The 24,242-nt window shown below is 60.6% G+C and carries 22 protein-coding genes; 11 read left to right on the forward strand and 11 right to left on the reverse strand.

The annotated features are described in order from the left end of the window. Positions 1-193 precede the first annotated feature (193 nt). The 6 genes from gatC (at position 194) to ACIOUG_RS19705 (ending at position 5,491) form a co-directional block, all read left to right on the forward strand. The gene (gene gatC, locus ACIOUG_RS19680; protein ID WP_401067935.1) at positions 194-481 is read left to right on the forward strand and encodes an Asp-tRNA(Asn)/Glu-tRNA(Gln) amidotransferase subunit GatC; all 288 of its coding nucleotides are present in this window, start codon (positions 194-196) and stop codon (positions 479-481) included. A 16-nt stretch (positions 482-497) separates the two neighbouring features. After that, positions 498-1,949, forward strand: coding sequence for an Asp-tRNA(Asn)/Glu-tRNA(Gln) amidotransferase subunit GatA (gatA, locus tag ACIOUG_RS19685; protein ID WP_401067936.1), 1,452 nt, complete (start codon positions 498-500; stop codon positions 1,947-1,949). Between the two features lie 10 nt (positions 1,950-1,959). Further along, complete coding sequence (gene gatB, locus ACIOUG_RS19690; protein ID WP_401067939.1) at positions 1,960-3,405, forward strand: Asp-tRNA(Asn)/Glu-tRNA(Gln) amidotransferase subunit GatB; 1,446 nt, start codon at positions 1,960-1,962, stop codon at positions 3,403-3,405. 229 nt (positions 3,406-3,634) lie between these two features. Then, positions 3,635-4,009, forward strand: coding sequence for a septal ring lytic transglycosylase RlpA family protein (locus tag ACIOUG_RS19695; protein ID WP_401067941.1), 375 nt, complete (start codon positions 3,635-3,637; stop codon positions 4,007-4,009). Between the two features lie 46 nt (positions 4,010-4,055). Continuing rightward, positions 4,056-5,117, forward strand: coding sequence for a calcium/sodium antiporter (locus ACIOUG_RS19700; RefSeq protein ID WP_401068003.1), 1,062 nt, complete (start codon positions 4,056-4,058; stop codon positions 5,115-5,117). Further along, the gene (locus ACIOUG_RS19705) at positions 5,114-5,491 is read left to right on the forward strand and encodes a carboxymuconolactone decarboxylase family protein (RefSeq protein WP_367083103.1); all 378 of its coding nucleotides are present in this window, start codon (positions 5,114-5,116) and stop codon (positions 5,489-5,491) included. The genes ACIOUG_RS19700 and ACIOUG_RS19705 overlap by 4 nt, the downstream gene beginning before the upstream one ends. Positions 5,492-5,576: 85 nt before the next feature. On the opposite strand, the gene ACIOUG_RS19710 is transcribed toward ACIOUG_RS19705, so the two are convergent. The 5 genes from ACIOUG_RS19710 to kdgD form a co-directional block, all read right to left on the reverse strand. After that, a complete protein-coding gene (locus ACIOUG_RS19710) occupies positions 5,577-6,518 on the reverse strand; it encodes an AEC family transporter (RefSeq protein ID WP_401067944.1) in 942 nt (313 codons plus the stop codon). Positions 6,519-6,803: 285 nt separating this feature from the next. Continuing rightward, positions 6,804-8,357 carry a galactarate dehydratase gene (gene garD, locus ACIOUG_RS19715; RefSeq protein WP_401067947.1) on the reverse strand — a complete coding sequence of 518 codons (1,554 nt, stop codon included), beginning with the start codon at positions 8,355-8,357 and terminating at the stop codon, positions 6,804-6,806. Positions 8,358-8,368: 11 nt separating this feature from the next. Continuing rightward, positions 8,369-9,733 (reverse strand): MFS transporter, encoded by a 1,365-nt coding sequence (locus ACIOUG_RS19720; protein ID WP_202370184.1) that lies wholly within the window; start codon positions 9,731-9,733, stop codon positions 8,369-8,371. Between the two features lie 182 nt (positions 9,734-9,915). Further along, complete coding sequence (locus tag ACIOUG_RS19725) at positions 9,916-11,361, reverse strand: aldehyde dehydrogenase family protein (RefSeq protein ID WP_401067950.1); 1,446 nt, start codon at positions 11,359-11,361, stop codon at positions 9,916-9,918. A gap of 59 nt (positions 11,362-11,420) precedes the next feature. Next, positions 11,421-12,332: a 5-dehydro-4-deoxyglucarate dehydratase gene (gene kdgD / locus ACIOUG_RS19730; protein ID WP_207847756.1), complete on the reverse strand. Its 912-nt coding sequence runs from the start codon at positions 12,330-12,332 to the stop codon at positions 11,421-11,423. A gap of 237 nt (positions 12,333-12,569) precedes the next feature. On the opposite strand from kdgD, the gene ACIOUG_RS19735 reads away from it, so the two are divergent. Both ACIOUG_RS19735 and ACIOUG_RS19740 read left to right on the forward strand, forming a co-directional pair. After that, positions 12,570-13,889, forward strand: coding sequence for a phospholipase (locus ACIOUG_RS19735; protein ID WP_401067953.1), 1,320 nt, complete (start codon positions 12,570-12,572; stop codon positions 13,887-13,889). Beyond that, positions 13,886-14,074: a hypothetical protein gene (locus tag ACIOUG_RS19740; protein ID WP_401067956.1), complete on the forward strand. Its 189-nt coding sequence runs from the start codon at positions 13,886-13,888 to the stop codon at positions 14,072-14,074. The genes ACIOUG_RS19735 and ACIOUG_RS19740 overlap by 4 nt, the downstream gene beginning before the upstream one ends. A gap of 117 nt (positions 14,075-14,191) precedes the next feature. Here the strand turns inward: ACIOUG_RS19740 and ACIOUG_RS19745 are convergent, their stop codons facing one another. The 4 genes from ACIOUG_RS19745 to ACIOUG_RS19760 form a co-directional block, all read right to left on the reverse strand. After that, entirely contained in the window at positions 14,192-14,941 is a 750-nt protein-coding gene (locus ACIOUG_RS19745) for a FadR/GntR family transcriptional regulator (protein ID WP_401067957.1), read from the reverse strand. Positions 14,942-15,116: 175 nt separating this feature from the next. Further along, a complete protein-coding gene (locus ACIOUG_RS19750; protein ID WP_401067960.1) occupies positions 15,117-16,844 on the reverse strand; it encodes an ABC transporter ATP-binding protein/permease in 1,728 nt (575 codons plus the stop codon). 96 nt (positions 16,845-16,940) lie between these two features. Next, the gene (locus tag ACIOUG_RS19755; RefSeq protein WP_003221630.1) at positions 16,941-17,501 is read right to left on the reverse strand and encodes a response regulator transcription factor; all 561 of its coding nucleotides are present in this window, start codon (positions 17,499-17,501) and stop codon (positions 16,941-16,943) included. After that, the gene (locus tag ACIOUG_RS19760; RefSeq protein WP_401067962.1) at positions 17,494-18,756 is read right to left on the reverse strand and encodes an ATP-binding protein; all 1,263 of its coding nucleotides are present in this window, start codon (positions 18,754-18,756) and stop codon (positions 17,494-17,496) included. Before ACIOUG_RS19760 ends, ACIOUG_RS19755 begins: the two co-directional genes overlap by 8 nt. Positions 18,757-19,171: 415 nt before the next feature. On the opposite strand from ACIOUG_RS19760, the gene ACIOUG_RS19765 reads away from it, so the two are divergent. Next, the gene (locus ACIOUG_RS19765; protein WP_401067965.1) at positions 19,172-19,891 is read left to right on the forward strand and encodes an SIMPL domain-containing protein; all 720 of its coding nucleotides are present in this window, start codon (positions 19,172-19,174) and stop codon (positions 19,889-19,891) included. A 136-nt stretch (positions 19,892-20,027) separates the two neighbouring features. On the opposite strand, the gene ACIOUG_RS19770 is transcribed toward ACIOUG_RS19765, so the two are convergent. Both ACIOUG_RS19770 and ACIOUG_RS19775 read right to left on the reverse strand, forming a co-directional pair. Continuing rightward, complete coding sequence (locus ACIOUG_RS19770; RefSeq protein ID WP_401067967.1) at positions 20,028-20,210, reverse strand: hypothetical protein; 183 nt, start codon at positions 20,208-20,210, stop codon at positions 20,028-20,030. A gap of 123 nt (positions 20,211-20,333) precedes the next feature. After that, entirely contained in the window at positions 20,334-20,693 is a 360-nt protein-coding gene (locus ACIOUG_RS19775; protein WP_401067970.1) for a DUF6124 family protein, read from the reverse strand. Positions 20,694-21,946: 1,253 nt separating this feature from the next. On the opposite strand from ACIOUG_RS19775, the gene ACIOUG_RS19780 reads away from it, so the two are divergent. Both ACIOUG_RS19780 and ACIOUG_RS19785 read left to right on the forward strand, forming a co-directional pair. Next, complete coding sequence (locus ACIOUG_RS19780) at positions 21,947-23,548, forward strand: ABC transporter substrate-binding protein (RefSeq protein WP_401067973.1); 1,602 nt, start codon at positions 21,947-21,949, stop codon at positions 23,546-23,548. Between the two features lie 297 nt (positions 23,549-23,845). Further along, positions 23,846-24,242: ABC transporter substrate-binding protein (locus ACIOUG_RS19785; protein ID WP_401067975.1), on the forward strand; the 397-nt coding region annotated here is incomplete at its 3' end.

Here is a 24,242-nt window from a genome sequence, read left to right on the forward strand (position 1 = left end):
AACGCGTGGGTAAAAAAGTGCGGCAAACTCTAACAACGACAGGGATTTTGGGCAAGGCGCCAATATGTTAAATTGGCCGCTTTTCTGTGCACCAAGCCCCACAATCGCGGCCTTATGACCGTAGAAGTGCGGTAGTGTTCCGACAATCTAACACACGGACGCCGTCCGTTCTGTTTTCCACTGGAGAATCCCGATGGCGCTAGAACGCTCCGACGTGGAAAAAATCGCACATCTGGCCTGCCTTGGCCTGAATGATGCCGATCTTCCGCACATTACTTCCGCCCTCAACAGCATTCTCGGGCTGGTCGACGAAATGCAGGCCGTTGATACCGACGGTATCGAGCCTTTGGCCCACCCGCTGGAAGCCAGTCAGCGCCTGCGCGCTGACGTCGTGACCGAGAGCAATCACCGCGAGGCCTATCAGTCCATCGCACCAGCGGTCGAAAACGGCCTGTATCTGGTTCCGAAAGTCATCGACTAAAGGGAAAGAGCCTGCAATGCATCAAATGACTCTGGCCGAGATCGCCCGCGGTCTCGCCGATAAAAAGTTTTCCTCCGAAGAGCTGACCAAAGTCCTGCTGGCGCGCATTACCCAGCTCGATCCGCAGCTCAACAGTTTCATCAGCCTCACCGAAGAGCTGGCACTCGAGCAGGCGAAAGCCGCCGACGCGCGCCGGGCCAACGGTGAGAGCGGCGCCCTGCTCGGTGCGCCGATCGCCCACAAGGACCTGTTCTGCACCCAGGGCATCCGCACCAGTTGCGGCTCGAAGATGCTCGACAACTTCAAAGCCCCGTACGACGCCACCGTGGTCGCGAAACTGGCCGCAGCCGGCGCCGTGACGCTGGGCAAGACCAACATGGACGAATTCGCCATGGGTTCGGCCAACGAGTCGAGCTGGTACGGCGCGGTGAAAAACCCGTGGAACCTGGAACACGTGCCGGGCGGTTCGTCCGGTGGTTCGGCCGCCGCGGTTGCCGCTCGTCTGTTGCCGGCGGCCACGGCCACCGACACCGGTGGTTCGATCCGTCAGCCCGCCGCGTTCACCAACCTCACCGGCCTGAAACCGACCTACGGTCGTGTTTCGCGCTGGGGCATGATCGCTTACGCCTCCAGCCTCGATCAGGGCGGCCCGTTGGCACGCACGGCCGAAGACTGCGCAATTTTGTTGCAAGGTATGGCTGGCTTCGACCAGAACGACTCCACCAGCATCGACGAGCCGGTTCCAGACTACGCCGCAGGCCTCAATGGCTCGCTGCAAGGCCTGCGCATCGGCGTGCCGAAGGAATACTTTGGCGCCGGTCTCGACCCGCGCATCGCCGATCTGATCCAGAACAGCATCCAGGAGTTGCAGAAGCTCGGTGCCGTAATCAAGGAAATCAGCCTGCCGAACATGCAGCACGCGATTCCTGCGTACTACGTGATCGCGCCAGCCGAGGCCTCCTCGAACCTGTCGCGTTTCGACGGCGTGCGTTTCGGCCATCGCTGCGAGAACCCGGAAAACCTGATCGACCTGTACAAGCGCTCCCGTGGCGAAGGCTTCGGGCCGGAAGTGCAGCGCCGGATCATGGTCGGTGCCTACGCGCTGTCCGCCGGTTACTACGACGCCTACTACCTGAAAGCGCAGAAGATCCGTCGTCTGGTGAAGAACGACTTCATGGCTGCCTTTAATGAAGTCGACATCATCCTCGGCCCAACCACGCCGAACCCGGCCTGGAAGCTCGGCGCGAAGAACAGCGACCCGGTCGCGGCCTATCTGGAAGACGTCTACACCATCACCGCCAACCTCGCGGGCCTGCCGGGCCTGTCGATGCCGGCCGGTTTTGTCGACGGTCTGCCGGTTGGCGTGCAGTTGCTCGCGCCGTATTTCCAGGAAGGTCGCCTGTTGAACGTTGCCCACCAGTATCAGCTCAACACTGACTGGCACACCCGCACCCCAACCGGCTTCTGAGGAGACACACATGCAATGGGAAGTCGTGATCGGGCTGGAGATTCACACTCAGCTCACTACCCGGTCGAAAATCTTTTCCGGTAGTTCCACCCAGTTCGGCTCCGAGCCGAACACCCAGGCCAGCCTGATCGACCTGGGCATGCCCGGCGTGTTGCCGGTGCTGAACCAGGAAGCGGTGCGCATGGCGGTGATGTTCGGTCTGGCGATTGACGCCGAGATCGGTCAACACAACGTGTTCGCCCGTAAAAACTACTTTTACCCGGATCTGCCGAAGGGCTACCAGATCAGCCAGATGGAATTGCCGATCGTCGGCAAGGGCCACCTGGACATCGCGCTGGAAGACGGCACCGTCAAACGTGTCGGCATTACTCGCGCACACCTGGAAGAAGACGCCGGCAAGAGCCTGCACGAAGAATTCAACGGTGCCACTGGCATTGACCTGAACCGTGCCGGCACGCCGCTGCTGGAGATCGTTTCCGAGCCGGACATGCGCAGCGCCAAGGAAGCCGTGGCTTACGTCAAGGCGATCCACGCGCTGGTGCGTTACCTGGGCATCTGCGACGGCAACATGGCTGAAGGCTCGCTGCGTTGCGACTGCAACGTGTCGGTACGGCCGAAAGGCCAGGTCGAGTTCGGCACCCGCTGCGAGATCAAGAACGTCAACTCGTTCCGCTTCATCGAGAAGGCGATCAACTCCGAAATCCAGCGGCAGATCGAGCTGATCGAAGACGGCGGCAAAGTGATCCAGCAGACCCGTCTGTACGATCCGAACAAGGACGAGACCCGTCCGATGCGCTCCAAAGAGGAAGCCAACGACTACCGTTACTTCCCCGATCCGGACCTGCTGCCGGTGGTCATCGAAGAGTCGTTCCTGGGCGAGGTGCGCGCCACCCTGCCGGAACTGCCACCGCAGAAACGCGAGCGCTTTCAGAGCCAGTTCGGTCTGTCGGCCTACGACGCCAACGTGCTGGCCACCAGCCGTGAGCAAGCGGACTACTTCGAGAAGGTCGCAGCCATCGGCGGCGACGCCAAACTGGCGGCGAACTGGGTGATGGTCGAGTTGGGCAGCCTGCTCAACAAGCAAGGCCTGGACATCGACGATTCGCCGGTCTCCGCCGAGCTGTTGGGCGGCATGCTGCAGCGCATCAAGGACAACACCATCTCCGGCAAGATCGCCAAAGTGGTCTTCGAAGCGATGGCCAACGGCGAAGGCACGGCAGACGAGATCATCGACAAGCGCGGTCTGAAGCAAGTGACCGACAGCGGCGCGATCTCCGCGGTGCTGGACGAAATGCTCGCGGCCAACGCCGAGCAGGTCGAGCAATACCGCGCGGCAGACGAAGCCAAACGCGGCAAGATGTTCGGCTTCTTCGTCGGTCAGGCCATGAAGGCTTCGAAAGGCAAAGCCAACCCGCAGCAAGTGAACGAACTGCTGAAAAGCAAGCTCGAAGGCTGATGCAAATGGAGCCAGACCTGAAGCCTGGCTCCATCCCCTGTGGGAACAATCTATGGCGGGAGGAGTTTTGTGGTGAGGGGATTTATTCCCGATGGGCTGCGAAGCGGCCCCAATTCTTCTGTACCTGGAATTTGGGGGCACTGCGCGCCCCATCGGGGATAAATCCCCTCGCCACAGAAGCTGATCTCCACATTGGGTTGTTTCCACATTTGTTTTGTGGAGCTTTCGAATGAAACGCCTGCTCGGCGCCTGCGCCCTGCTCTCCTTGCTCGCCGGTTGCGCCAGCAACGACATCATCGACCCGCACGGTTACGACCAGACCGGTGTCGCTTCTTACTACGGCGCCAAACACCATGGTAAACGCACCGCCAGCGGCGAAGCGTTCAACCTGAATTCCCTGACCGCCGCCCATCGCCAACTGCCGTTCGGCACGCGGGTGAAGGTCACCAACCTGAAAAACGATAAATCCTGCATTGTGCGTATCAACGATCGTGGCCCGCACACCCGTGGCCGCTTGATCGATGTTTCACGCGCAGCGGCCGAACGTCTCGGCATGCTCGGCAGCGGCACCGCGCGGGTTCGCCTGCAGGCCCTCGACGACTGATGGAGCGCAGACCATTTTTGCTCTTGCCGATTTACCGCTGATCAACCTGATCGAGTTGTTCAGCGGGCTGGTCCTGCTGATCCTCGGCGCCGAACTGATGGTGCGCGCCGCCGTGCGTCTGGCCGCGCGCCTGCATGTGCGGCCGCTGATCATCGGCCTGACCATCGTCGCCCTCGGCAGCAGCGCCCCGCAGATGGCGGTCAGCCTGCAAGCGACTCTGGCGCACAACCCCGACATCGCCGTCGGCAGCGTGATCGGCAGCAGCATCTTCAACATCCTCGTGACCCTCGGCCTGTCGGCGCTGATCATTCCGCTGCGGGTCTCGCGGCAACTGGTGCGTCTGGATATTCCGCTGATGATCGGCGCCAGTCTGCTGGTGTTCGTCCTCGCCTGGAATGAACAGATCGGCCGCTTCGACGGCGTCCTGCTGCTCGCGGCACTGGCGTTGTATCTGGGCCTGCTGCTGCGCCAGTCGCGGCACTCGGCGCGCCCGCATTCGGAATTGCCGCAAGCGCCGCAGGCACCGTGGTTCAGCAGTCTGCTGATGATCGCTGTCGGCCTGGCGCTGCTGGTGTTCGCCGGGCATTTGCTGCTCGGCGCAGCGGTGGCGGTGGCCACCGATCTGGGTTTCTCCGAACGGGTGATCGGCCTGACCGTGGTCGCGGTCGGCACCTCGCTGCCGGAACTCGCCACCTCGCTGATCGCGGCACTGCGCGGGCAACGCGATATCGCCGTGGGCAACGTGATCGGCGCCAACCTGTTCAACCTGCTCGGCGTGCTCGGGGTCACTGCGTTGATTGCGCCGACACCATTGTCGGTGTCACCGAACGCGCTGGATTTCGACTTGCCGGTGATGCTCGGCGTCGCTGCGCTGTGCCTGCCGGTGTTCTATTCCGGCTACCGCGTGACCCGTGCCGAAGGCTTGTTACTGCTCGGTTTGTACGCGGCTTACGGGCTGCACGTGGTGTCGTTCACCACCGGCATGCCACTGGCCGGCAAACTGGAAAAGCTGATGCTGTTTTACGTGCTGCCGACGCTGCTGGCGTTCCTGTTGTTCACGTCCGTACGCGCCTGGCGCCGCCAACACCACAAGAGGGATGTGCCATGACCGATTCGCAGAAAACCGGGGTTGAAATCCGCCGTCAGGTAATGGGCGATGCGTTCGTTGATCGCGCGCTGGGCAACGCCACCGAGTTCACTCAGCCGTTGCAGGATTTCGTCAATGAACATGCCTGGGGCGGGGTGTGGAATCGCGAAGGTCTGCCGCTGAAAACCCGCAGCCTGATCACCCTTGCGGCGCTGACAGCGTTGAAGTGTCCGCAGGAATTGAAGGGCCACGTGCGGGGTGCACTGAACAATGGTTGTACGGTCGAGGAGATCCGCGAGGCGCTGCTGCATTGCGCGGTGTACGCCGGAGTACCGGCGGCAATTGATGCGTTTCGCGCGGCGCAGGAAGTGATCGACAGTTATCAGAAAAGCTAAAAGATCGCAGCCTGCGGCAGCTCCTACAGGAGAACGCATTCCCATGTAGGAGCTGCCGCAGGCTGCGATCTTTTGATCTTGCCCTTCAGATCCACCCACCCCACTGCAACAGAAAGATCCCGACATTGGTGGTCACCGCCGCCATCAGTGTGGTCAGCACAATGATCGCCGCTGCCAGCTCATGATTGCCCTGCGCCGCCCGGGCCATGACGAAACTGGCCGCCGCCGTCGGGCTGCCGAAGTACAGGAACAGAATCCCCAGCTCCGCCCCGCGAAAGCCCCACAGCCATGCGCCGAGCGTGGCCAGCAGCGGCAGGCCGATCATCTTCACCAGACTGGAACTGAGCGCCATGCTGCCACTCTTGCGCAGTGCCGCCAGCGACAGCGTGCCGCCGATGCAGATCAGCGCCAGCGGCAAAGTGGTTTGCGCCAGATACTGGCCGGAGGTTTCCAGCCAGCCCGGCAGGCCGATCTGGAAATACGCGAACGGCGCGGCGGTAATCACGCTGATGATCAGCGGGTTGCTGAACACGCTTTTACAGATACTCCACGGATCGGACTTGATCACCGGGCTGTACACCGCGAGCACGATGGTCGACAGCGTGTTGTAGAACAGGATCACCAGCGCCGCGAGAATCGCCCCGAGGGAAATCCCGTAGTCGCCGTACATGCTCGCCGCCAGCGCCAGACCAATCACCCCGTTGTTGCCGCGAAACGCGCCCTGGGTGTAGATGCCGCGATCTTCACGCGGGCACTTGATGATCGCCCAGCCCCAGGCCAGAGCAAAACTGGCCAGCGTGGCGACGGCGAAGTAGATCAACAGCGCCGGTTGCAGCGCGGCGTGCAGATCCGCATGCAGGATCCCGAGAAACAGCAGCGCCGGCATGCTGACGTTAAACACCAGCGCCGAGGCGGTGTGGATGAAGTTGTCGTTGATCCAGTCGATGCGCTTGAGCAACACCCCGAGGAACAGCATGGCGAACACAGGCGCGGTGATGTTCAGGGTTTCAAGGAAGATTGCCAGCATGCCGGGGAGCCTTGGAGGTGAGCGTCGTTAGGGGGCTAATGATAAGCCAAAACCTTCAAAAGCCCCTCACCCTAACCCTCTCCCGGAGGGAGAGGGAACCGATCGGGGGATCTTCAAGAGATCCGCCGACCTGAACTGACATGGCTGAATCCATAATCAACTCGGTATTGCAGGTCGATGTATGACGCAAGACAACTCGGTCGGCCCCCTCTCCCCCCGGGAGAGGGCTGGGGTGAGGGCATAGCCGGTGCCGACACCCCATCCCTCAGGCTGAACACGCAACGATCAAGTAATCGGCGCCGGATTGAACAACGTAATGTCGTTATGCAGCTTGTGCTTCTCTGCCCACGTCTGCTGTTTGCCGCTCGCCACCTCCAGGTAGTAGTGGAACAACTCCCAGCCCAACTCCTCAATCGACGCGCGCCCGGTGGCAATCCGTCCGGCATCGATGTCGATCAGGTCCGGCCAGCGCTGCGCCAGTTCGGTACGGGTCGAGACCTTGACCACCGGCGCCATTGCCAGCCCATACGGCGTACCGCGTCCGGTGGTGAACACGTGCAGGTTCATCCCCGCTGCCAGCTGCAAAGTGCCGCAGACAAAATCACTGGCCGGGGTCGCACAGAAAATCAAACCCTTGCGCTTGAAACGCTCGCCCGGGCCGAGCACGCCGTTGATCGCGCTGCTGCCGGATTTGACGATCGAACCCAGCGACTTCTCGACAATGTTCGACAACCCGCCCTTCTTGTTACCCGGCGTGGTGTTGGCGCTGCGATCCGCTTCGCCCTTGGCCAGATAGCGGTCGTACCAATCCATTTCGCGCACCAGTTCCTGCGCCACGGTCTTGGTCTCGGCACGGGAGGTCAGCAGGTAGATCGCATCGCGCACTTCGGTGACTTCGGAAAACATCACCGTCGCCCCGGCGCGCAGCAGCAGATCCGAGGCATAACCCAGCGCCGGGTTGGCGGTGATTCCGGAGAACGCATCGCTGCCGCCGCACTGCATGCCGAGGATCAGCTCGGAGGCCGGCACGGTTTCGCGACGGCGCTGGTCGAGCTTCTTCAAACGTGTCTCGGCCAGCACCATGATCTGCTCAATCATCTCGGTGAAACCGTGACTGGAATCCTGCAGGCGATACAGCCAAGGTTCGCTGAGGTCCACCGAGGCATCGTCCTCATGCATCACCTGCCCGGCCTGCAATTTCTCGCAGCCCAGACTGATCACCAGCGCCTCGCCACCGAGGTTCGGGTTGCGCGCCAGGTTGCGCACTGTACGGATCGGGATGTAGGCGTCGGTGGCGGTGATCGCCACGCCGCAGCCGTAACTGTGGGTCAGCGCCACCACGTCATCGACGTGCGGGTATTTCGGCAGCAACTCGTCCTTGATGCGTTTCACCGCGTGATCGAGCACGCCGGTCACGCACTGCACGGTGGTAGTGATCCCGAGGATATTGCGCGTGCCGACGGTGCCGTCGGCATTGCGATAACCCTCGAACGTGAAGCCTTCCAGCGGTGCCTGCGCGGCCGGTACTTCGGTGGACAACGGCAGACTGTCCAGCGGCGGTGCGGTCGGCATGCGCAGTTGATCTTCCTTGACCCAGCTGCCACGCGGGATCGGCTGCAACGCGTAGCCGATGGTCTGGCCGTAGCGAATCACCTGACCGCCCTCGGGAATGTCCTCGAGGGTGACCTTGTGGCTCTGCGGCACAAAATCCACGGTCACCAGACCGTCCGGGAATTCAGTGCCGGCCGGTACACCCTGGTCGTTGACCACAATCACTACGTTGTCCCGCTCGTGCAGGCGGATGTAGCGCGGCGAGTCGGAATGTTCAATCAACTGCATGACGCCGCTCCTCAGGAATGCGCTTGAGACAATTTGCCGGTGATTTCAGAACCACCGTTGGTTGGCGGCTCTTTGAGCACCACACGTTTGATCGGGCCGACGATCACCAGATAGCTGAACACCGCCACCAGAGCGTTGGCGCCGACGAACACCAGCGCCCACTTGAACGAACCGGTGGAGCTGATGATGTAGCCAATCACGATCGGCGTGGTAATCGAAGCGATGTTGCCGAAGGTATTGAACAGGCCACCGCTCAGACCGGCGATCTGTTTCGGCGAAGTGTCGGAGACCACCGCCCAACCCAGTGCGCCCACGCCTTTGCCGAAGAATGCCAGGGCCATGAAGCCGACCACCATCCATTCCACGTCAACATAGTTGCAGGCGACGATACTGCTGGACACCAGCAGTCCGGCGATAATCGGCGCCTTGCGGGCGAAGGTCAGCGAATGGCCCTTGCGCAGCAGGTAATCGGAAATCACCCCGCCGAGCACACCACCGATAAAGCCGCAGATGGCCGGCAACGAGGCGATGAAACCGGCCTTGAGAATGGTCATGCCGCGCTCCTGCACCAGGTACACCGGGAACCAGGTCAGGAAGAAATAGGTGATGCCGTTGATGCAGTACTGGCCCAGGTACACGCCGAGCATCATGCGATTGGTCAGCAACTGGCGGATGTAATCCCATTTCGGCCCGTCGGCTTTCTTGCCTTGCTTGACGTCCATGTCGACCATGCCGCCGTTGTCGGCGATGAACTGCACTTCCGCTTCGTTGGCCAGCGGATGTTGGCGCGGGCTGTGGATAACCTTGAGCCAGATCCCCGAGAAGACGATGCCGAACACGCCCATGACGATGAACACGTGTTCCCAGCCGAAGGTGTAGACGATCCAGCCCATCAGCGGTGCAAACAGCACGGTGGCGAAGTATTGCGCCGAGTTGAAGATCGCCGAGGCGGTACCGCGTTCAGCGGTCGGGAACCACGCGGCCACGATGCGTGCGTTGCCGGGGAACGATGGCGCCTCGGCCAAACCCACCAGAAAGCGCAGCATGAACAGCGCAACAATCGCCGTGGACATGCCGAACTCACCGACAAAGCCTTGCAGCACGGTGAACAGCGACCAGGTGAAAATGCTCAGGGCATAGACTTTTTTCGAGCCGAAGCGATCGAGCAGCCAGCCACCGGGAATCTGCCCGGCGACGTAGGCCCAACCGAAAGCGGAGAAGATATAACCGAGGGTGACCGCGTCGATGCCGAGGTCTTTTTGCAGGCTGGAACCGGCGATGGCGATGGTCGCGCGGTCGGCGTAGTTGATCGTGGTCACCAGGAACAGCATGAGCAGGATCAAATAGCGGACGTGAGTCGGCTTGGACGATTGCATGTAGATGTACTCCCACTGATTATTTTTATGCGCGGGTGAATCTGTTGTGCTGCATGTATTCCCTGTAGGAGCTGCCGCAGGCTGCGATCTTTTGATCTTGCTTTGAAGATCAGGATCAAAAGATCGCAGCCTTCGGCAGCTCCTACAGGGGGGCGGTGTCAGGGTCGACACCGCATGTTTCTTCAGGAGCCGATGTAGCTGGTTTTCACCACGGTGTAGAACTCTTGCGCATAGCGGCCTTGCTCACGTGAGCCATAGGATGAACCCTTACGGCCACCGAACGGAACGTGATAATCGACACCGGCGGTCGGCAGGTTGACCATCACCATCCCGGCCTGCGAATGGCGCTTGAAGTGGTTGGCGTACTTCAGCGAGGTGGTGGCGATACCGGCCGACAGACCGAACTCGGTGTCGTTGGCCATCGCCAGCGCCGCCTCGTAATCGGCGACGCGAACGATGTTGGCCACCGGGCCGAAGATCTCTTCACGGCTGATGCGCATCGACGCTTCGCTGTCGGCAAACAGCGTTGGCGCGAGGAAGTAGCCTTCGGTGTCGCAGGTCACCAGACCACCGCCGCTGACCACACGCGCACCTTCGCTCTGGCCGATGTCGATGTATTTCAAGTCCTGTTCCAGCTGCGCCTGGGAAACCACCGGGCCGATGTCGGTGCCGGATTTCAGCGCGTGGCCGACCTTGATCGACTTCATGCGCTCGGCCATCGCTTCAACGAACTGGTCGTGAATCCCGGCGGTGACGATCAGGCGGCTCGACGCCGTGCAACGCTGGCCGGTGGAGTAGAACGCGCTCTGCACCGACAGCTCGACCGCTTGTTTGAGGTCGGCGTCGTCGAGAATGATCTGCGGGTTCTTGCCGCCCATTTCCAGCTGCACCTTGGCTTGGCGCGACACGCAATTAACAGCGATCTGCCGACCGACGCCGACCGAACCGGTGAAGCTGATGCCATCGATTTTCGGGCTGTTGACCAGTGCTTCGCCGACGACCCGACCGCTGCCCATCACCAGGTTGAACACGCCGGCAGGGAAGCCTGCGCGGGAGATGATTTCCGCCAGCGCCCAGGCACAACCCGGCACCAGATCCGCCGGTTTCAGGACTACGCAGTTGCCGTAGGCCAGCGCCGGAGCAATCTTCCACGCCGGGATCGCAATCGGGAAGTTCCACGGGGTGATCAGACCGACCACGCCGAGGGCTTCGCGGGTCACTTCGACGTTGACGCCCGGGCGCACCGACGGCACGTAATCGCCGGACAGCCGCAGGCATTCACCGGCGAAGAACTTGAAGATGTTGCCGGCGCGGGTCACTTCGCCGATGGCTTCGGGCAGGGTCTTGCCCTCTTCCCGGGCCAGCAGGGTGCCGAGTTCTTCGCGACGGGCGAGGATTTCCGTGCCGACTTTATCCAGCGAATCATGACGAGCCTGAATGCCCGAAGTCGACCAGGCCGGGAACGCGGTGCGGGCCGCATCAATGGCGGCGTGAACCTGAGTCAGGTCAGCCTTGGCGTAATCGCCGATGGTGTCGCTCAACTCGGACGGGTTGATGTTCGCCGAGTAGTCGGCACCGGCGACCCATTCACCGTTGATGTAGTTGTCGTAACGCTTGGAATCAGCCACAGAAAATTCTCCTCTCTACGCAAAAGCCGCTGATTGCTCAGCGGCCTTGTGGGTCGGTGTTATTGCGCGCCTTGCTTGTCGATCAGCGCGGCGAGCATTTCGAATTCTTCGCCGGTCAGGTCGGTCAGCGGCGCCCGCACCGGGCCTGCGTCATAGCCGGCAATCTTGGCGCCGGCCTTGACGATGCTCACGGCGTAACCGGCTTTGCGGTTGCGGATGTCGAGGTATGGCAGGAAGAAGTCGTCGATGATCTTGCCGACGGTGGCGTGATCTTCGCGAGCAATCGCGTGGTAGAAGTCCATCGCGGTTTTCGGGATGAAGTTGAACACCGCCGACGAGTAAACCGGCACGCCCAGCGCCTTGTAGGCAGCGGCGTAGACTTCGGCGGTCGGCAGGCCGCCGAGGTAGCTGAAGCGATCGCCGAGGCGACGACGGATCGACACCATCAGCTCGATATCGCCCAGACCGTCCTTGTAGCCGATCAGGTTCGGGCAGCGCTCGGCCAGACGTTCCAGCAACGGCGCGGTCAGGCGGCAGACGTTGCGGTTGTAGACCACCACGCCGATGTTCACCGATTTGCACACCGCCTCAACGTGGGCGGCGACGCCGTCCTGGCTGGCTTCGGTCAGGTAGTGCGGCAGCAGCAACAGACCTTTGGCGCCCAGACGCTCGGCTTCCTGGGCGTACTCGATGGCCTGACGGGTCGAGCCGCCGACACCGGCCAGAATCGGCACGCTGGTGGCGCAGGTATCGACTGCAGTCTTGATGATTTCCGAATATTCGCTGGCTGCCAGGGAGAAGAACTCGCCGGTGCCACCGGCGGCGAACAGGGCCGAGGCGCCGTACGGGGCCAACCATTCCAGACGCTTGATGTAACCGGCGCGATTGAAATCGCCCTGAGCATTGAAATCGGTGACCGGGAATGACAGCAGACCGGCGGAGAGGATGGACTTCAGTTCTTGTGGATTCATTTTTCGAACACCCTGGGTAGCAACATTTTTTGTGAGTTTTATGATTCAGCCAGCGCTGAAGTTGTAGGTCATCGTACAACTTAAAAGACAACCGTCAACAGCATTTCATCGTCGCCCGGCGCTTTTTGTCGGACAAGATTGCTTCTTGACGTAGGAAAAATCTGGTCTAGGCTCGTTTTGACTGTATATCCATACAGTTAAAAATAAATCCACCGATGACATATCAAGGAGCCAGAAATGTCCGGACTGCATCCAGATCCACAGGAAAGACCCAAACCGCTGATCGCTCGTTTCGATGATCTTTTTACGGAAAACGGCATCCACTTCAGCGCCGACAATCCGCATCTGGTGTTGCACATCGCCGACGCCCACAACGATGTCGAACCGCTAAGCGCCCTGCCCGGCACCCCCCTCAAAGGCAAGCCCAAACTACGCTTTGAAGGTGGCGAACACACGGCCATCGGCGACAAAACCCTGCTGCGCCTTGCTGAAAACGCTGAACCGATCCGCGCGCAAAACGTGCCCTTGCATCTGCCCAACGGCCTCGCGCTGACCTACGGTCAGGTGCTGGCGCTGGGTGGTGATTTCTACGGCGTGGTTGATCGACCGATCAACGAAGGTGCGACCCCGGCCGATCGCCTGAACCGGTTCAATGCCGCATTCGACTCCCTCGCGGTGCTCCCGGCCTCGCGCACCGAGGCGCCGCAGATTCTCGCGGTCATGCAAAAAGAGATCGACGCGGTTAAACAGGCGATCAAGGACGGCAAATCACCGCACGAAGCCTACGATGCGCTCGGAGATACGTTGTCTGAAGAGTGGAACAAGCTCACCGGCGGCGGCAGTTTCGTCTCGGCGCTGTTCCCGCTCGGGCGTTATCTGAAACTGGCGGCGAACAACGCCGACCACTTCGGCGAATGGGCAAAACTGGCCTACATCGCCGGACACACTGCTGCGCTGCAAACCGCGGTCGCGGCCCGCGCCACTCACGATGAACAACAATTGGAACGGGCCTACGCGATGAACGCGTTTGCCGACCACTTCCTCACCGACCTGTTCTCATCCGGCCACTTGCGAGTACCGCGCAAGGAGCTTGCCGCGGTGGTCACCCCGAGCGATCTGGGTTCACTGATCACCCGCTTCATGCACGACGAGGACAGCAAATTCGGCCTCAAGGTGCGTAACGCCCATGGCGATCAATGGCGTGCGTACGGCGACAAGCGCTACTTCGAAACCAGCGACGCGGACAACCGCACCCAGGTCAATCTGGCGGTTCAGGCCTCGGCGGATGAGGTGTTTGCCGCTTACTTGAGCGGCACGCTGCCCGCCCCGTCCACATTCGCCGCACTGCGACGCGTGCCCGACCTGACGGCGGTGCTGAATATTTCGAACAACTTCGCGCCGCTGTTCCGCGTCGAGGGCGGCAAAGTCTTGCGCCGCAAAGATGTGAACAACCTCAACGACACCGCCACCGTCGACAACTGGTGGGGCTGGAGCACGTACCTGCTGCTCAAGGACTACCACCCGACTGGCAACGTCAATCAAGGAGCATCAGCATGACGATCACATTGAAACTGGAACTGGCGTCCGGGCAATCGCTGCAAGGTGCGCCGCTGGAGTTGCTGGCGGACGGCAAGCCGATTGCGCGGGGGGTTGTGGATAAGGGCGGTTTGGCGACATTTGCTGTGTCGCCGGGGAAAGCGAACTTGGCAGTGAGGGTGGACCGCTCGATATTGCCGCGCTGAATTCACAGGCCCCTTCGCGAGCAAGCCCGCTCCCACACTTGAAATGCATTCCAGGGTGGGAGCGGGCTTGCTCGCGAAAGCGGTAGATCAATCAACACAGGAATCAAACCTGCAAAATCAGCCGCGCTGCGCCTGCGCCTCTTCATGCGCCTGACGCAACCGCTCACGGCTGTTGGTCAAATGCAGGCGCATCGCCGCCCGCGCCGCATCGGCATCCTGGCGGGCGATCGCCTCGTAGATTTCCTCGTGCTCACGGCTCAGGCGCTGCATGTAGTGCTGCTGATCATCGTGGGCCAGCCGTGCCGAATTCAGCCGCGTCCGCGGAATGATGCTGGTGCCCAGGTGGGTCATGATGTCGGTGAAATAGCGGTTGCCGGTGGATAACGCGATTTCCAGATGGAAGGCGAAGTCCGAGGCCACCGCGTCGCTGGCGTGGGCCACGCTGTCGTTCAGCGCATCGAGGGCGGCGCGCATGGTTGCCAGTTGTTCGGGGCTGCGGCGTTGCGCGGCAAGGCCGGCGGACTCGACTTCCAGGCTGATGCGCAATTCAAGAATCGCCAGCACATCACGCAGGGTGACGACCGTCGCCGGGTCGATGCGAAAACCGCTCGGACTCGGCGTATCCAGCACGAAGGTGCCGATGCCGTGGCGGGTTTCCACCTGGCCTGCGGCCTGCAAACGGGAAATCGCTTCGCGCACCACGGTGCGGCTGACGCCATGTTCCTGCATGATCGCCGACTCGGTGGGCAACTTGTCGCCGCGCTTGAGCAGACCGTCGCGGATCTGCTCGCTCAGCACCGTCACCAGCTCCTGAGCGAGGCTGCGGCGCTTGCGCGGGAGGCGCGGGGTGTCGATCGGGTTTTCCATGGTTAACGTCGGTTCTCGAAAATTCGGCTTGGTGGGCATCATAGCGCAGGCGAGTTGTACGATCACTCGTCACAGTCCTCCCTGTAGGAGCTGCCGCAGGCTGCGATCTTTTGATCTTCAAAACAACATCGAAAGATCGCAGCCTGCGGCAGCTCCTACAGGGGCATTGTGGGGGTTAAGCGGTCACGGCCTGTTCCACCAGATGCCCGCTGTCGATCCGCACATGCCGTGGATGGAAGCGTTTCAGGCTGCTGCGGTGGCCGACGCTGACGATGCTCAGCCCCGGCAACTGATCAATCAGCGCCTGATAGAGCGTCGCCTCATCCTCTTCATCCATCGCCGACGTCGCTTCGTCCATGTACAGCCATTGCGGTGCGTAGAGCATGGCGCGGGCGAAGGCCAGACGTTGCTGCTCACCCGGCGACAGCATGCGCTGCCAGTGATTGGCTTCGTCCAGACGTGCGACCAGATGCGGCAGACGGCAGGTTTCCAGCACTTGCGCATAGCGCTCCGGCGCGTAGGTATCGCCCGGTTGTGGATAACTCAATGCCTCGCGCAGAGTGCCGATCGGCAGATAGGGTTTCTGCGGCAGGAACAGGTAACGCGCGGCCGGCAGACGAATATTGCCGTGCCCCGCCGGCCACAGATGCCCCATCGCCCGCAGCAACGTCGACTTGCCGCTGCCGGAACGGCCGCTGAGCATCACCCGCTCGCCCGGCTCCACCGTCATGTCGGCATGGGTCAGCAGGTGACGACCATCGGCCAGGTCAAGACCGAGGTTATGCACCTTCAATTCACTGCCCTGATTCTGCACATCAATGGCCGGAACGCGCTCTTCGTTATCGGTCATGGCCTGCCGGAAACTCAGCAGACGATCACAGGTAGCGCGCCAGGATGCGAGGCTCTGATAGGCGCTGATGAACCAGCTGAAGCTCTCCTGGACGTTGCCGAATGCCGAGCTGATCTGCATCAGCTCGCCCAGTTCGATCTTGCCGGCGAGGTAACGCGGCGACGCAACGATAAACGGGAAAATGATCGCAGCCTGGCTGTAACCGGCAGTGAAGAACGTCAGGCGCTTGGACACTTTCATGATGTCCCAGAAGTTGTGCCAGACATTGCCGAAGCGCCCGCTCAAACGACGATTTTCGTTCGGCTCGCCGTTGTACAACGCGATGCTCTCGGCATTTTCACGAATCCGCACCATGGAAAAACGCAGGTCGGCTTCGAAGCGTTGTTGTTGGTTGTTCAGGCCGATCAAGCGACGACCGATCAAATGCGTCAGCCAGCTGCCCACCACGGCGTAGACCAGCACGCACCAGAACATGTAGCCGGGAATGGTGATGCCATAGACTTCGATGCTGCCCGACACGCCCCACAGAATGATCGAGAACGACACCAGGCTGACAATATTGCGCAGCAGGCCGATCCCCAGCTCAAGGGTATTGGAGGTGAAGTTATTGAGGTCTTCGGAAATCCGCTGGTCCGGGTTATCGGTATAACCGCCCTGCTCCAGCTGGTAGTAATTCTTGTCGGCAAGCCAACGGGAGAAATGCTTTTCGGTGAGCCAGGCCCGCCAGCGAATCGTCAGCATCTGGGTCAGATAAAGCCGGTACACGGCACCGACAATCGCCACGGCCGCAATGCCGCAAAAATACAGAATCAAGCGCCAGAACGCCGCTTCATCCTTCTTTTGCAGGGCGTTGTAGAAATCCTTGTACCAGGTGTTGAACCACACCGAGATGCCCACGCTCAGCAACGAGAGCGCGATCACCGCAATCAGCAGTGTCCAGGCCTTGCCCTTCTCTTCACTGCGCCAGTAAGGCGTGATGATCGCCCACACCTTGCGAAAAAACTGCCCGCGCACAGCATCGTTGACCGCGGAATATTCAGCGTTCTGATTCATGGAAAAGGCTCGATAAAGAAAAGAACAGACACGCACCGATCATAGTTGATCGGTGCGCGTTATCGCGAGAGCTGGCGATGGCCGTTCAGCGCAGGTTCAGCGACGAACCGGGCGCTTCTGCAGTTTGCGCTGCAGGGTGCGGCGGTGCATGCCCAGGGCGCGGGCAGTGGCGGAGATGTTGCCTTCGTGTTCGGTCAGCACACGCTGGATGTGCTCCCATTGCAGACGGTCAACCGACATCGGGTTTTCCGGCACCAGACTGTCGAGGTCGGCGTGCTCGGAGAGCAGCGCGGCCAGTACGTCGTCGGCATCGGCCGGTTTGCACAGGTAGTTGCAGGCACCGCGCTTGATCGCTTCGACCGCCGTGGCAATGCTCGAATAACCGGTGAGGATCACCACGCGCATTTCCGGGTCCAGCTCCAGCAGCTTGGGCAGCAGCACCAGACCGGAGTCGCCGTCCATTTTCAGGTCCAGCGCGGCGTAGTCCGGCAGATCGGCCTGGGCGATGGTCAGGCCTTCTTCGGCGGAACCGGCGGTGCTGACGCGAAAGCCACGGCGGGCCATGGCACGGGCCATCACTCGGGTGAAGGTCGCGTCGTCGTCGACCAGCAGCAAATGCGGCAGTTCTTCGCCTTCGACTTGGATTTCGTCACTCATGTTGGTCTCCTCGGGCGCCGTGGGGCAGGCGCAGCTCGGTGAGCGTGCCGCCATCCAAATGACTATAGAGTTTCACTGAGCCGCCGGCGCGTGTCACGCTGGCCTTGCTCAAAAACAGGCCCAGGCCGAAACCTTTGCCCTTGGTGGTAAAAAACGGTTTGCCGATCTGCTCGGCGATGGCCAGCGGCACACCGGCGCCGTGGTCACGAATGCTGATAGTCACCGTTTCCGCATCCCAGTCCAGCGTCACCTGGAGATTTTCCGGGCAGGCGTCGGCGGCATTGTTCAGCAGATTGAGCAGCGCCTGGGTCAGATCCGGCGGCGGCGCCATGCGCGGCACTGTGCCCTGGCCGAGACGCTGAAAACGGTAACTGGCTTCCGGACGCATCAGGTGCCAGCGGTTCAGCGCTTCGTCGAGCCATTGGGTGACGTCCTGCATCTCCACGGCCATACGCCGATTGGCTTCGGCGGCGCGCACCAGTTGTTGCAGGGTCTCTTTGCACAGTTTGACCTGATCCTGCAGCACCTTCAGATCGTCCTGCAACATCGCGTCGGGGTGATCTTGCTGCATTTCCTTGAGCAACACGCTCATGGTTGCCAGCGGTGTGCCGAGTTCATGCGCGGCGCCGGCCGCCTGTGTGGCGACCGCCAGCAACTGCTGATCGCGCAGGCCTTCTTCGCGACGAATCGCCCGTAACTCCTCCTGACGGCGCAGCTCTTCAGCCATGCGCGCAGCGAAAAACGTGATGACCGCAGCCGCCAGCGCAAAGCTCAGCCACATGCCGTAGATCTGCAGGTTCTCGCGGGCCACCGGCAGGGTTTCCAGCGGATAGAAACGTGTGAGCATCACGGTGTACAGCGCCAGCGCGATGCCCGACAGAATCACCGAATAGCGCCACGGCAGCGTCACCGCCGCGATGGTCAGCGGCACCAGGTAATAGGAAACGAACGGGTTGGTCGAACCGCCGGAGAAATACAGCAGCGCACTGTGGATCACCAGATCACAGGCCAGTTGCAGGGCGTATTCGAGTTCAGTCACCGGCCATGAAGTACGCAGGCGCACGGCGGTGAACACACACAGCAGAATCGAGCAGCCGAGGGTCATCGCCAGTTGCACCCACGGCAACGGCAGCAGTTGCAGCCAGTAAGCCAGGCCTACGGAGCCGGCCTGCGCGGCGAGCACCAGGGTGCGGATGAACGTCAGCCGCCAGAGGTTCTGGCGAGTGGCGGAAGTCAGTTGTACGGGGGCGAGCATGAGCTCTCCTGATGAGCGCTCCAGGCGAATCGCACGGAGTATAACCAAGCCACGGCTTTGAGAGGCGAAAGTGCGGCAAATGACCACATGGCATTGCCAGAAAATTGGTCTACCCCGCACGGCTGCCACAGATCAACTGTGGCGAGGGAGCTTGCTCCCGCTCGGCTGCGAAGCAGTCGTAAATCCGGTATCTCCGGTATTTCTGGCAGATCACGGTTGCCGGGGTTGGGACTGCTTCGCAGCCCAGCGGGAGCAAGCTCCCTCGCCACAAGAGCGCACTCGACTCAGGATCTGCGGTGAGCCCGGCGCATCTGTATAGAAGTTGTAACTGGGCGAACCGGATCGCAGAAGTTAGAGTCTGATGGTTTCACGCAGGCCCCCGAACCAGCACCTGCGCCCCCATCAAGGAGCTTTCATGCACACATTTCGCCGCAGCGCCGCCCTTCTCGCCCTGACCGTCGGCAGCGTCGCCAGCCTTCCGGCGCTGGCCGCCGATGAGCTGCACTACAACCAGATCTCCCTGCGTGCCGAAGTCAGCCAGGAAGTGGCCCGCGACCTGATGATCGTGACGCTCTACACCGAAGAGCAAAACACCGACCCGGCCAAACTCGCCGCCGATGTCAGCACCACCATGAACAAGGCACTGGCCCAGGCCAAGCAGGTCAAAGACATCACCCTGCGCCAGGGCAGCCGCAACAGCTACCCGAACTACGACACCAAAGGCCAGAAAATCACCGGCTGGCTCGAACGCGCCGAACAGCGCCTGGACAGCGCCGACTTCGCCGCCCTGTCCAAACTCACCGGCGAACTGCTGACCGACCTGAAAATGGGCGGCATGGACTTCGCCATCGCCGAGCCGACCCGCAAGGCCAGCGAAGACCAACTGCTCAAAGAAGCCGTCAGCGCCTTCAAGGCCCGCGCGCAACTGGCCACCGATGCACTGGGCGGCAAGGGCTACAAAATCGTCAACCTGAACCTCAACAGCAATGGCTTCCCGCAACCTTACATGCGCGCCCCGATGATGATGAAAGCCGCCGGCATGGCGGATTCGGCACCGGTGACACCGGAAGTTGAAGCCGGCACCAGCCAGGTCAGCCTGACCGCCGATGGCTCGATTGAAGTGCTGATGCAGTGAGTTGATGTGGGCTGAATGAAAAACCGGCGATCAGTGAATGATCGCCGGTTTTTTTGTGCCCGGGTTTGTAGTGATGAGCTGCCATTGCAGGCACCCCGTATTTTTCCACACATCAGTCGAAACCTTGAACGGAAGATCAATGGTTGTATTGGTCTGCATTAATCAGATCTATCGCGCGCGCCCACGCTTCAGCCTCCGTCCCAAACTCTTGATCATCAAATAACCGTCCTGCCCGATAAACCTGCCAAAAGGACCCTCGATTCCCTTTGGCGACCAGCATGACTTCATAGCCGCGTTTTTTTGCATCCGTGATGTCCATAGCTTCACCTCAATAGTTTTTGCTTGGATACACAACTCGCCCGGCAAGACAAAACCAGGCGAGCCGCTTGCAATCATGTTCATCCCAATCGCGCGGTATATCTACTGTCAGATCTGACAGGTATCAAGCCTGCGGATCAACCCGATCCAGCGCCCGATTCACCGCCAGTTCAGCCAGCATGATGATCTGCTGAATCGCCAGCGCTGTATTGCGCTGCGGGCGACTGAGCTGATCGGCGAAATCACTGGCCATGGTGTTGGCCGAGGCCAGGGATTCACAGGCGTGCGCCAGCAGGCTTTCCGTGTCGATGTCCGGATCGATGACGAACATCGAGCTGGGTGGGCGGGGTTTTGCGGATTCGGGACTGAGGTAGAAATCGAGGGCGCGTTTGATCGCTTCGCGGTTCTTCGCGAGGTCTTCGGCGTGGAGGGCTTCGGCGAGTGGGGTTGTTTCTTGGGGTGGATCGGGGACAGGCTTGGACATTGATAGCGTTCCTAATCAATAGCCATTCACGCGCCGTTTCTCACGCGGCGGAGTGGTGGCAGCAATGTGCGGGGTGAGAAACCGGTAGGAACAAGCCCGGCCGGACCGAAGCCCGCCCGCACACAGCCGCCATAGAACATTGCAGCAGCAGAAATGCCGGCGGCAATTATGGTGGTACTGATTGTGGATTAACAGTTCCTACGGGTTCTCACACCCGATCGCTGAGTTTTCAGCGACAGCTCAAGGCTAGAGAGCTGACGTCCGAGGGACAACCTGAAAACCTTGTGGGAAGCTTCTGGTTTTCTCACACATTCTTAAACACAACCCCACTCACTGTAGGAGCTGCCGAAGGCTCGGGCCGCGTTCGGACGATCTTTTGACTTTGACTTTCACAATTCAAAAGCAAGATCAAAAGATCGCAGCCTTCGGCAGCTCCTACAGGGGGATCGGGTTTATTCAGTTAGAGACCGGTCGGCTGTCAGGCCGCCATCGCTGGCAAGCCAGCTCCCACAAAATCAAGATCAAAAGATCGCAGCCTTCGGCAGCTCCTACAGCGGGACTGGGTCCAGTCAATTAGAGACCGGTCGGCTGTCAGGCCGCCATCGCTGGCAAGCCAGCTCCCACAAAATCAAGATCAAAAGATCGCAGCCTGCGGCAGCTCCTACAGGGGGACTGGGTTTATTCAGTTAGAGACCGGTCGGCTATCAGGCCGCCATCGCTGGCAAGCCAGCTCCCACAAAATCAAGATCAAAAGATCGCAGCCTGCGGCAGCTCCTACAGGGAAGATAAGTACAACCCGCACGCGGCGCATGCCGCCCCACTCCAGGATGAGCGCAAGCTCGGCTGCAGCTCGTGATCTTGATCCACGGGCGACGTCGGAAGGCTGAGCGGAGGGATTGATCCGGGGGTGGGAGCGCAGCGACCGTTTGGCGCAGCCAAATACAGCGAGAGGAGGTGCAGCGAAGCAAACCGTAGGCGCTGCGCCCGGATCAATCCCGCAGCGAAGGGACCCCGAGCTTTAGCGAGCGGGCCGAACGTAGGAGCAAGCGTTTTTGGTTACTTTTTAGGCGTTTGTAAAAAGTGACCCGCCGTAAGGGCGGAACCATAAGCCGCAGCCCCCGAAGAAACGGATATGCCCAAACAGCGCTGGATATACCGAGATAGACGCACCCCCTCAAAAAACGATATTTCCGAACACCCCCGAATCCCCGCTAACCTCAAGGAACAATCACCTCCAGACCCACGGGCCAGACATGCAAAGATCCACCCTCAAACCACTCCTGATCACACTGGCCCTGACCGCCATAACCCCAATCGCAAACGCAGCAACAACCCTGGTCTACTGCTCCGAAGCCAGCCCCGCAGGCTTCGACCCCAGCCAATACACCAGCGGCACCGACTTCGACGCCTCCGCCGAAACCGTCTTCAACCGCCTCACCCAATTCAAACGCGGCGGCACCGAAGTCGAACCCGGCCTGGCAACCAACTGGGACGTAAGCCCGGACGGCCTCCAGTACACCTTCCACCTGCGCCAAAACGTAAAATTCCACACCACCGACTACTTCAAACCCACCCGCGATTTCAACGCCGACGACGTGCTGTTCACCTTCCAGCGCCTGCTCGACCCGGACAACGCCTTCCGCAAGGCCTACCCCGCCGAGTCCCCATATTTCACCGACATGGGCCTGAACACCACGATCAAATCGGTGGAAAAACTCGACGACAACACCGTGCGTTTCAACCTCAACAACGTCGACGCCGCCTTCGTGCAAAACCTCGCCATGAGCTTCGCCTCGGTGCAATCGGCCGAATACGCTGCCCAGCTATTAAAGGAAGGCAAAGCCGCCGACCTCAACCAGAAACCCGTCGGCACCGGCCCGTTCGTATTCAAGCGTTACCAGAAGGACTCGCAGATCCGCTACGCCGCCAATCCGACCTATTGGAAACCCGAGGACGTGAAGATCGACAACCTGATCTTCTCGATCACCCCCGACGCCGCCGTCCGCCTGCAAAAACTCAAAACCGGCGAATGCCAGGTCAGCGGCTACCCGCGCCCGGCCGACATCGAAGTGATGGAACAAGACCCGAACCTGCGTGTACTCAAGCAGGCCGGTTTCAACCTCGGCTTCCTCGCCTACAACACCACTCACCCGCCACTGGATCAGCTCAAGGTCCGCCAGGCGCTGGACATGGCCATCGACAAACCGGCGATCATCAAAGCCGTCTACCAGAGTGCCGGCCAACTGGCGCAGAACGCCTTGCCACCGGCGCAATGGTCGTATGACCCGAACATCAAGGACGCACCGTACGACCCGGTCAAAGCCAAGGCGCTACTCAAGGAAGCCGGGGTTGCACCGGGCACCACCATCAACTTGTGGGCGATGACCGTGCAGCGCGCCTCCAACCCGAACGCGCGGATGTCGGCGCAGATGATCCAGCAGGACTGGGACAAGATCGGCATCAAGGCCAACATCGTCAGCTATGAATGGGGCGAGTACATCAAGCGTGCGAAAAATGGCGAACACGACGCGATGATCTATGGTTGGACAGGTGACAACGGCGACCCCGACAACTGGCTCGGCGTGCTCTACAGCTGCGCGGCGGTCAAGGGCAGCAACTACGCCAAGTGGTGTGACCCGGCCTACGACAAACTGGTGCAGCAGGCCAAGGTGACCACCGACAAGGCGCAACGGGTAAAACTGTATCAACAGGCGCAACTGATCCTTAAACAGCAGGTGCCGATCACCCCGATCGCCAACTCCACGGTGTTCCAGCCGCTGCGCAAGGAAGTGACCGACTTCAAGATCAGTCCGTTTGGCCTGACGCCCTTCTACGGCGTGGGTATAAATAAGTAACACCAAGCCCCAAGGCGGCGCGCACAACGTGACCAATGCACCGTTTTGGGGCTCCATTTGCACCGTAAAAAACGGCCGCAAACGGTCAAATGCGTCAACTCTTATACAAATGCGACATTAAGGTACGTTCGTGCCACGCTTTGAGGCCGGCAGTCGCTCTGGATCTTGCATTGGGTATGGCCCCTGCATAAGTATCCGCAGGCACGACTCACGAGGTCGTACCTCAATATTAAAAAATGACAACAAATCATGAGGCCAACATGCTTAAACACGCGGTCATTCCGTTTTTAGTCGGCCTTGTTAGCCTCCGCACCTTTCGCATCCGCTGCGACTAACCTGGTGTTCTGCTCCGAAGGGAGCCCGGCCGGTTTTGATCCAGGCCAGTACACCACCGGAACCGACTTCGACGCCTCAGCCGAAACCATGTTCAACCGCCTGAGCCAGTTCGAGCGCGGCGGCACCGCCGTTGTTCCTGGCCTGGCCACCAGTTGGGACATTTCCACGGACGGCCTGACTTACACCTTCCACCTGCGTGAAGGCGTCAAGTTCCACACCACCCCGTATTTCAAGCCGACTCGTGAGTTCAACGCCGACGACGTGCTGTTCACCTTCAATCGCATGATTAACAAGGATGACCCGTTCCGTAAGGCGTACCCGACCGAATTCCCGAGTCGGCTTGAAATACGGGGTGGTG

This window comes from Pseudomonas sp. NPDC087803, assembly GCF_044742995.1.
Lineage (GTDB): Bacteria > Pseudomonadota > Gammaproteobacteria > Pseudomonadales > Pseudomonadaceae > Aquipseudomonas.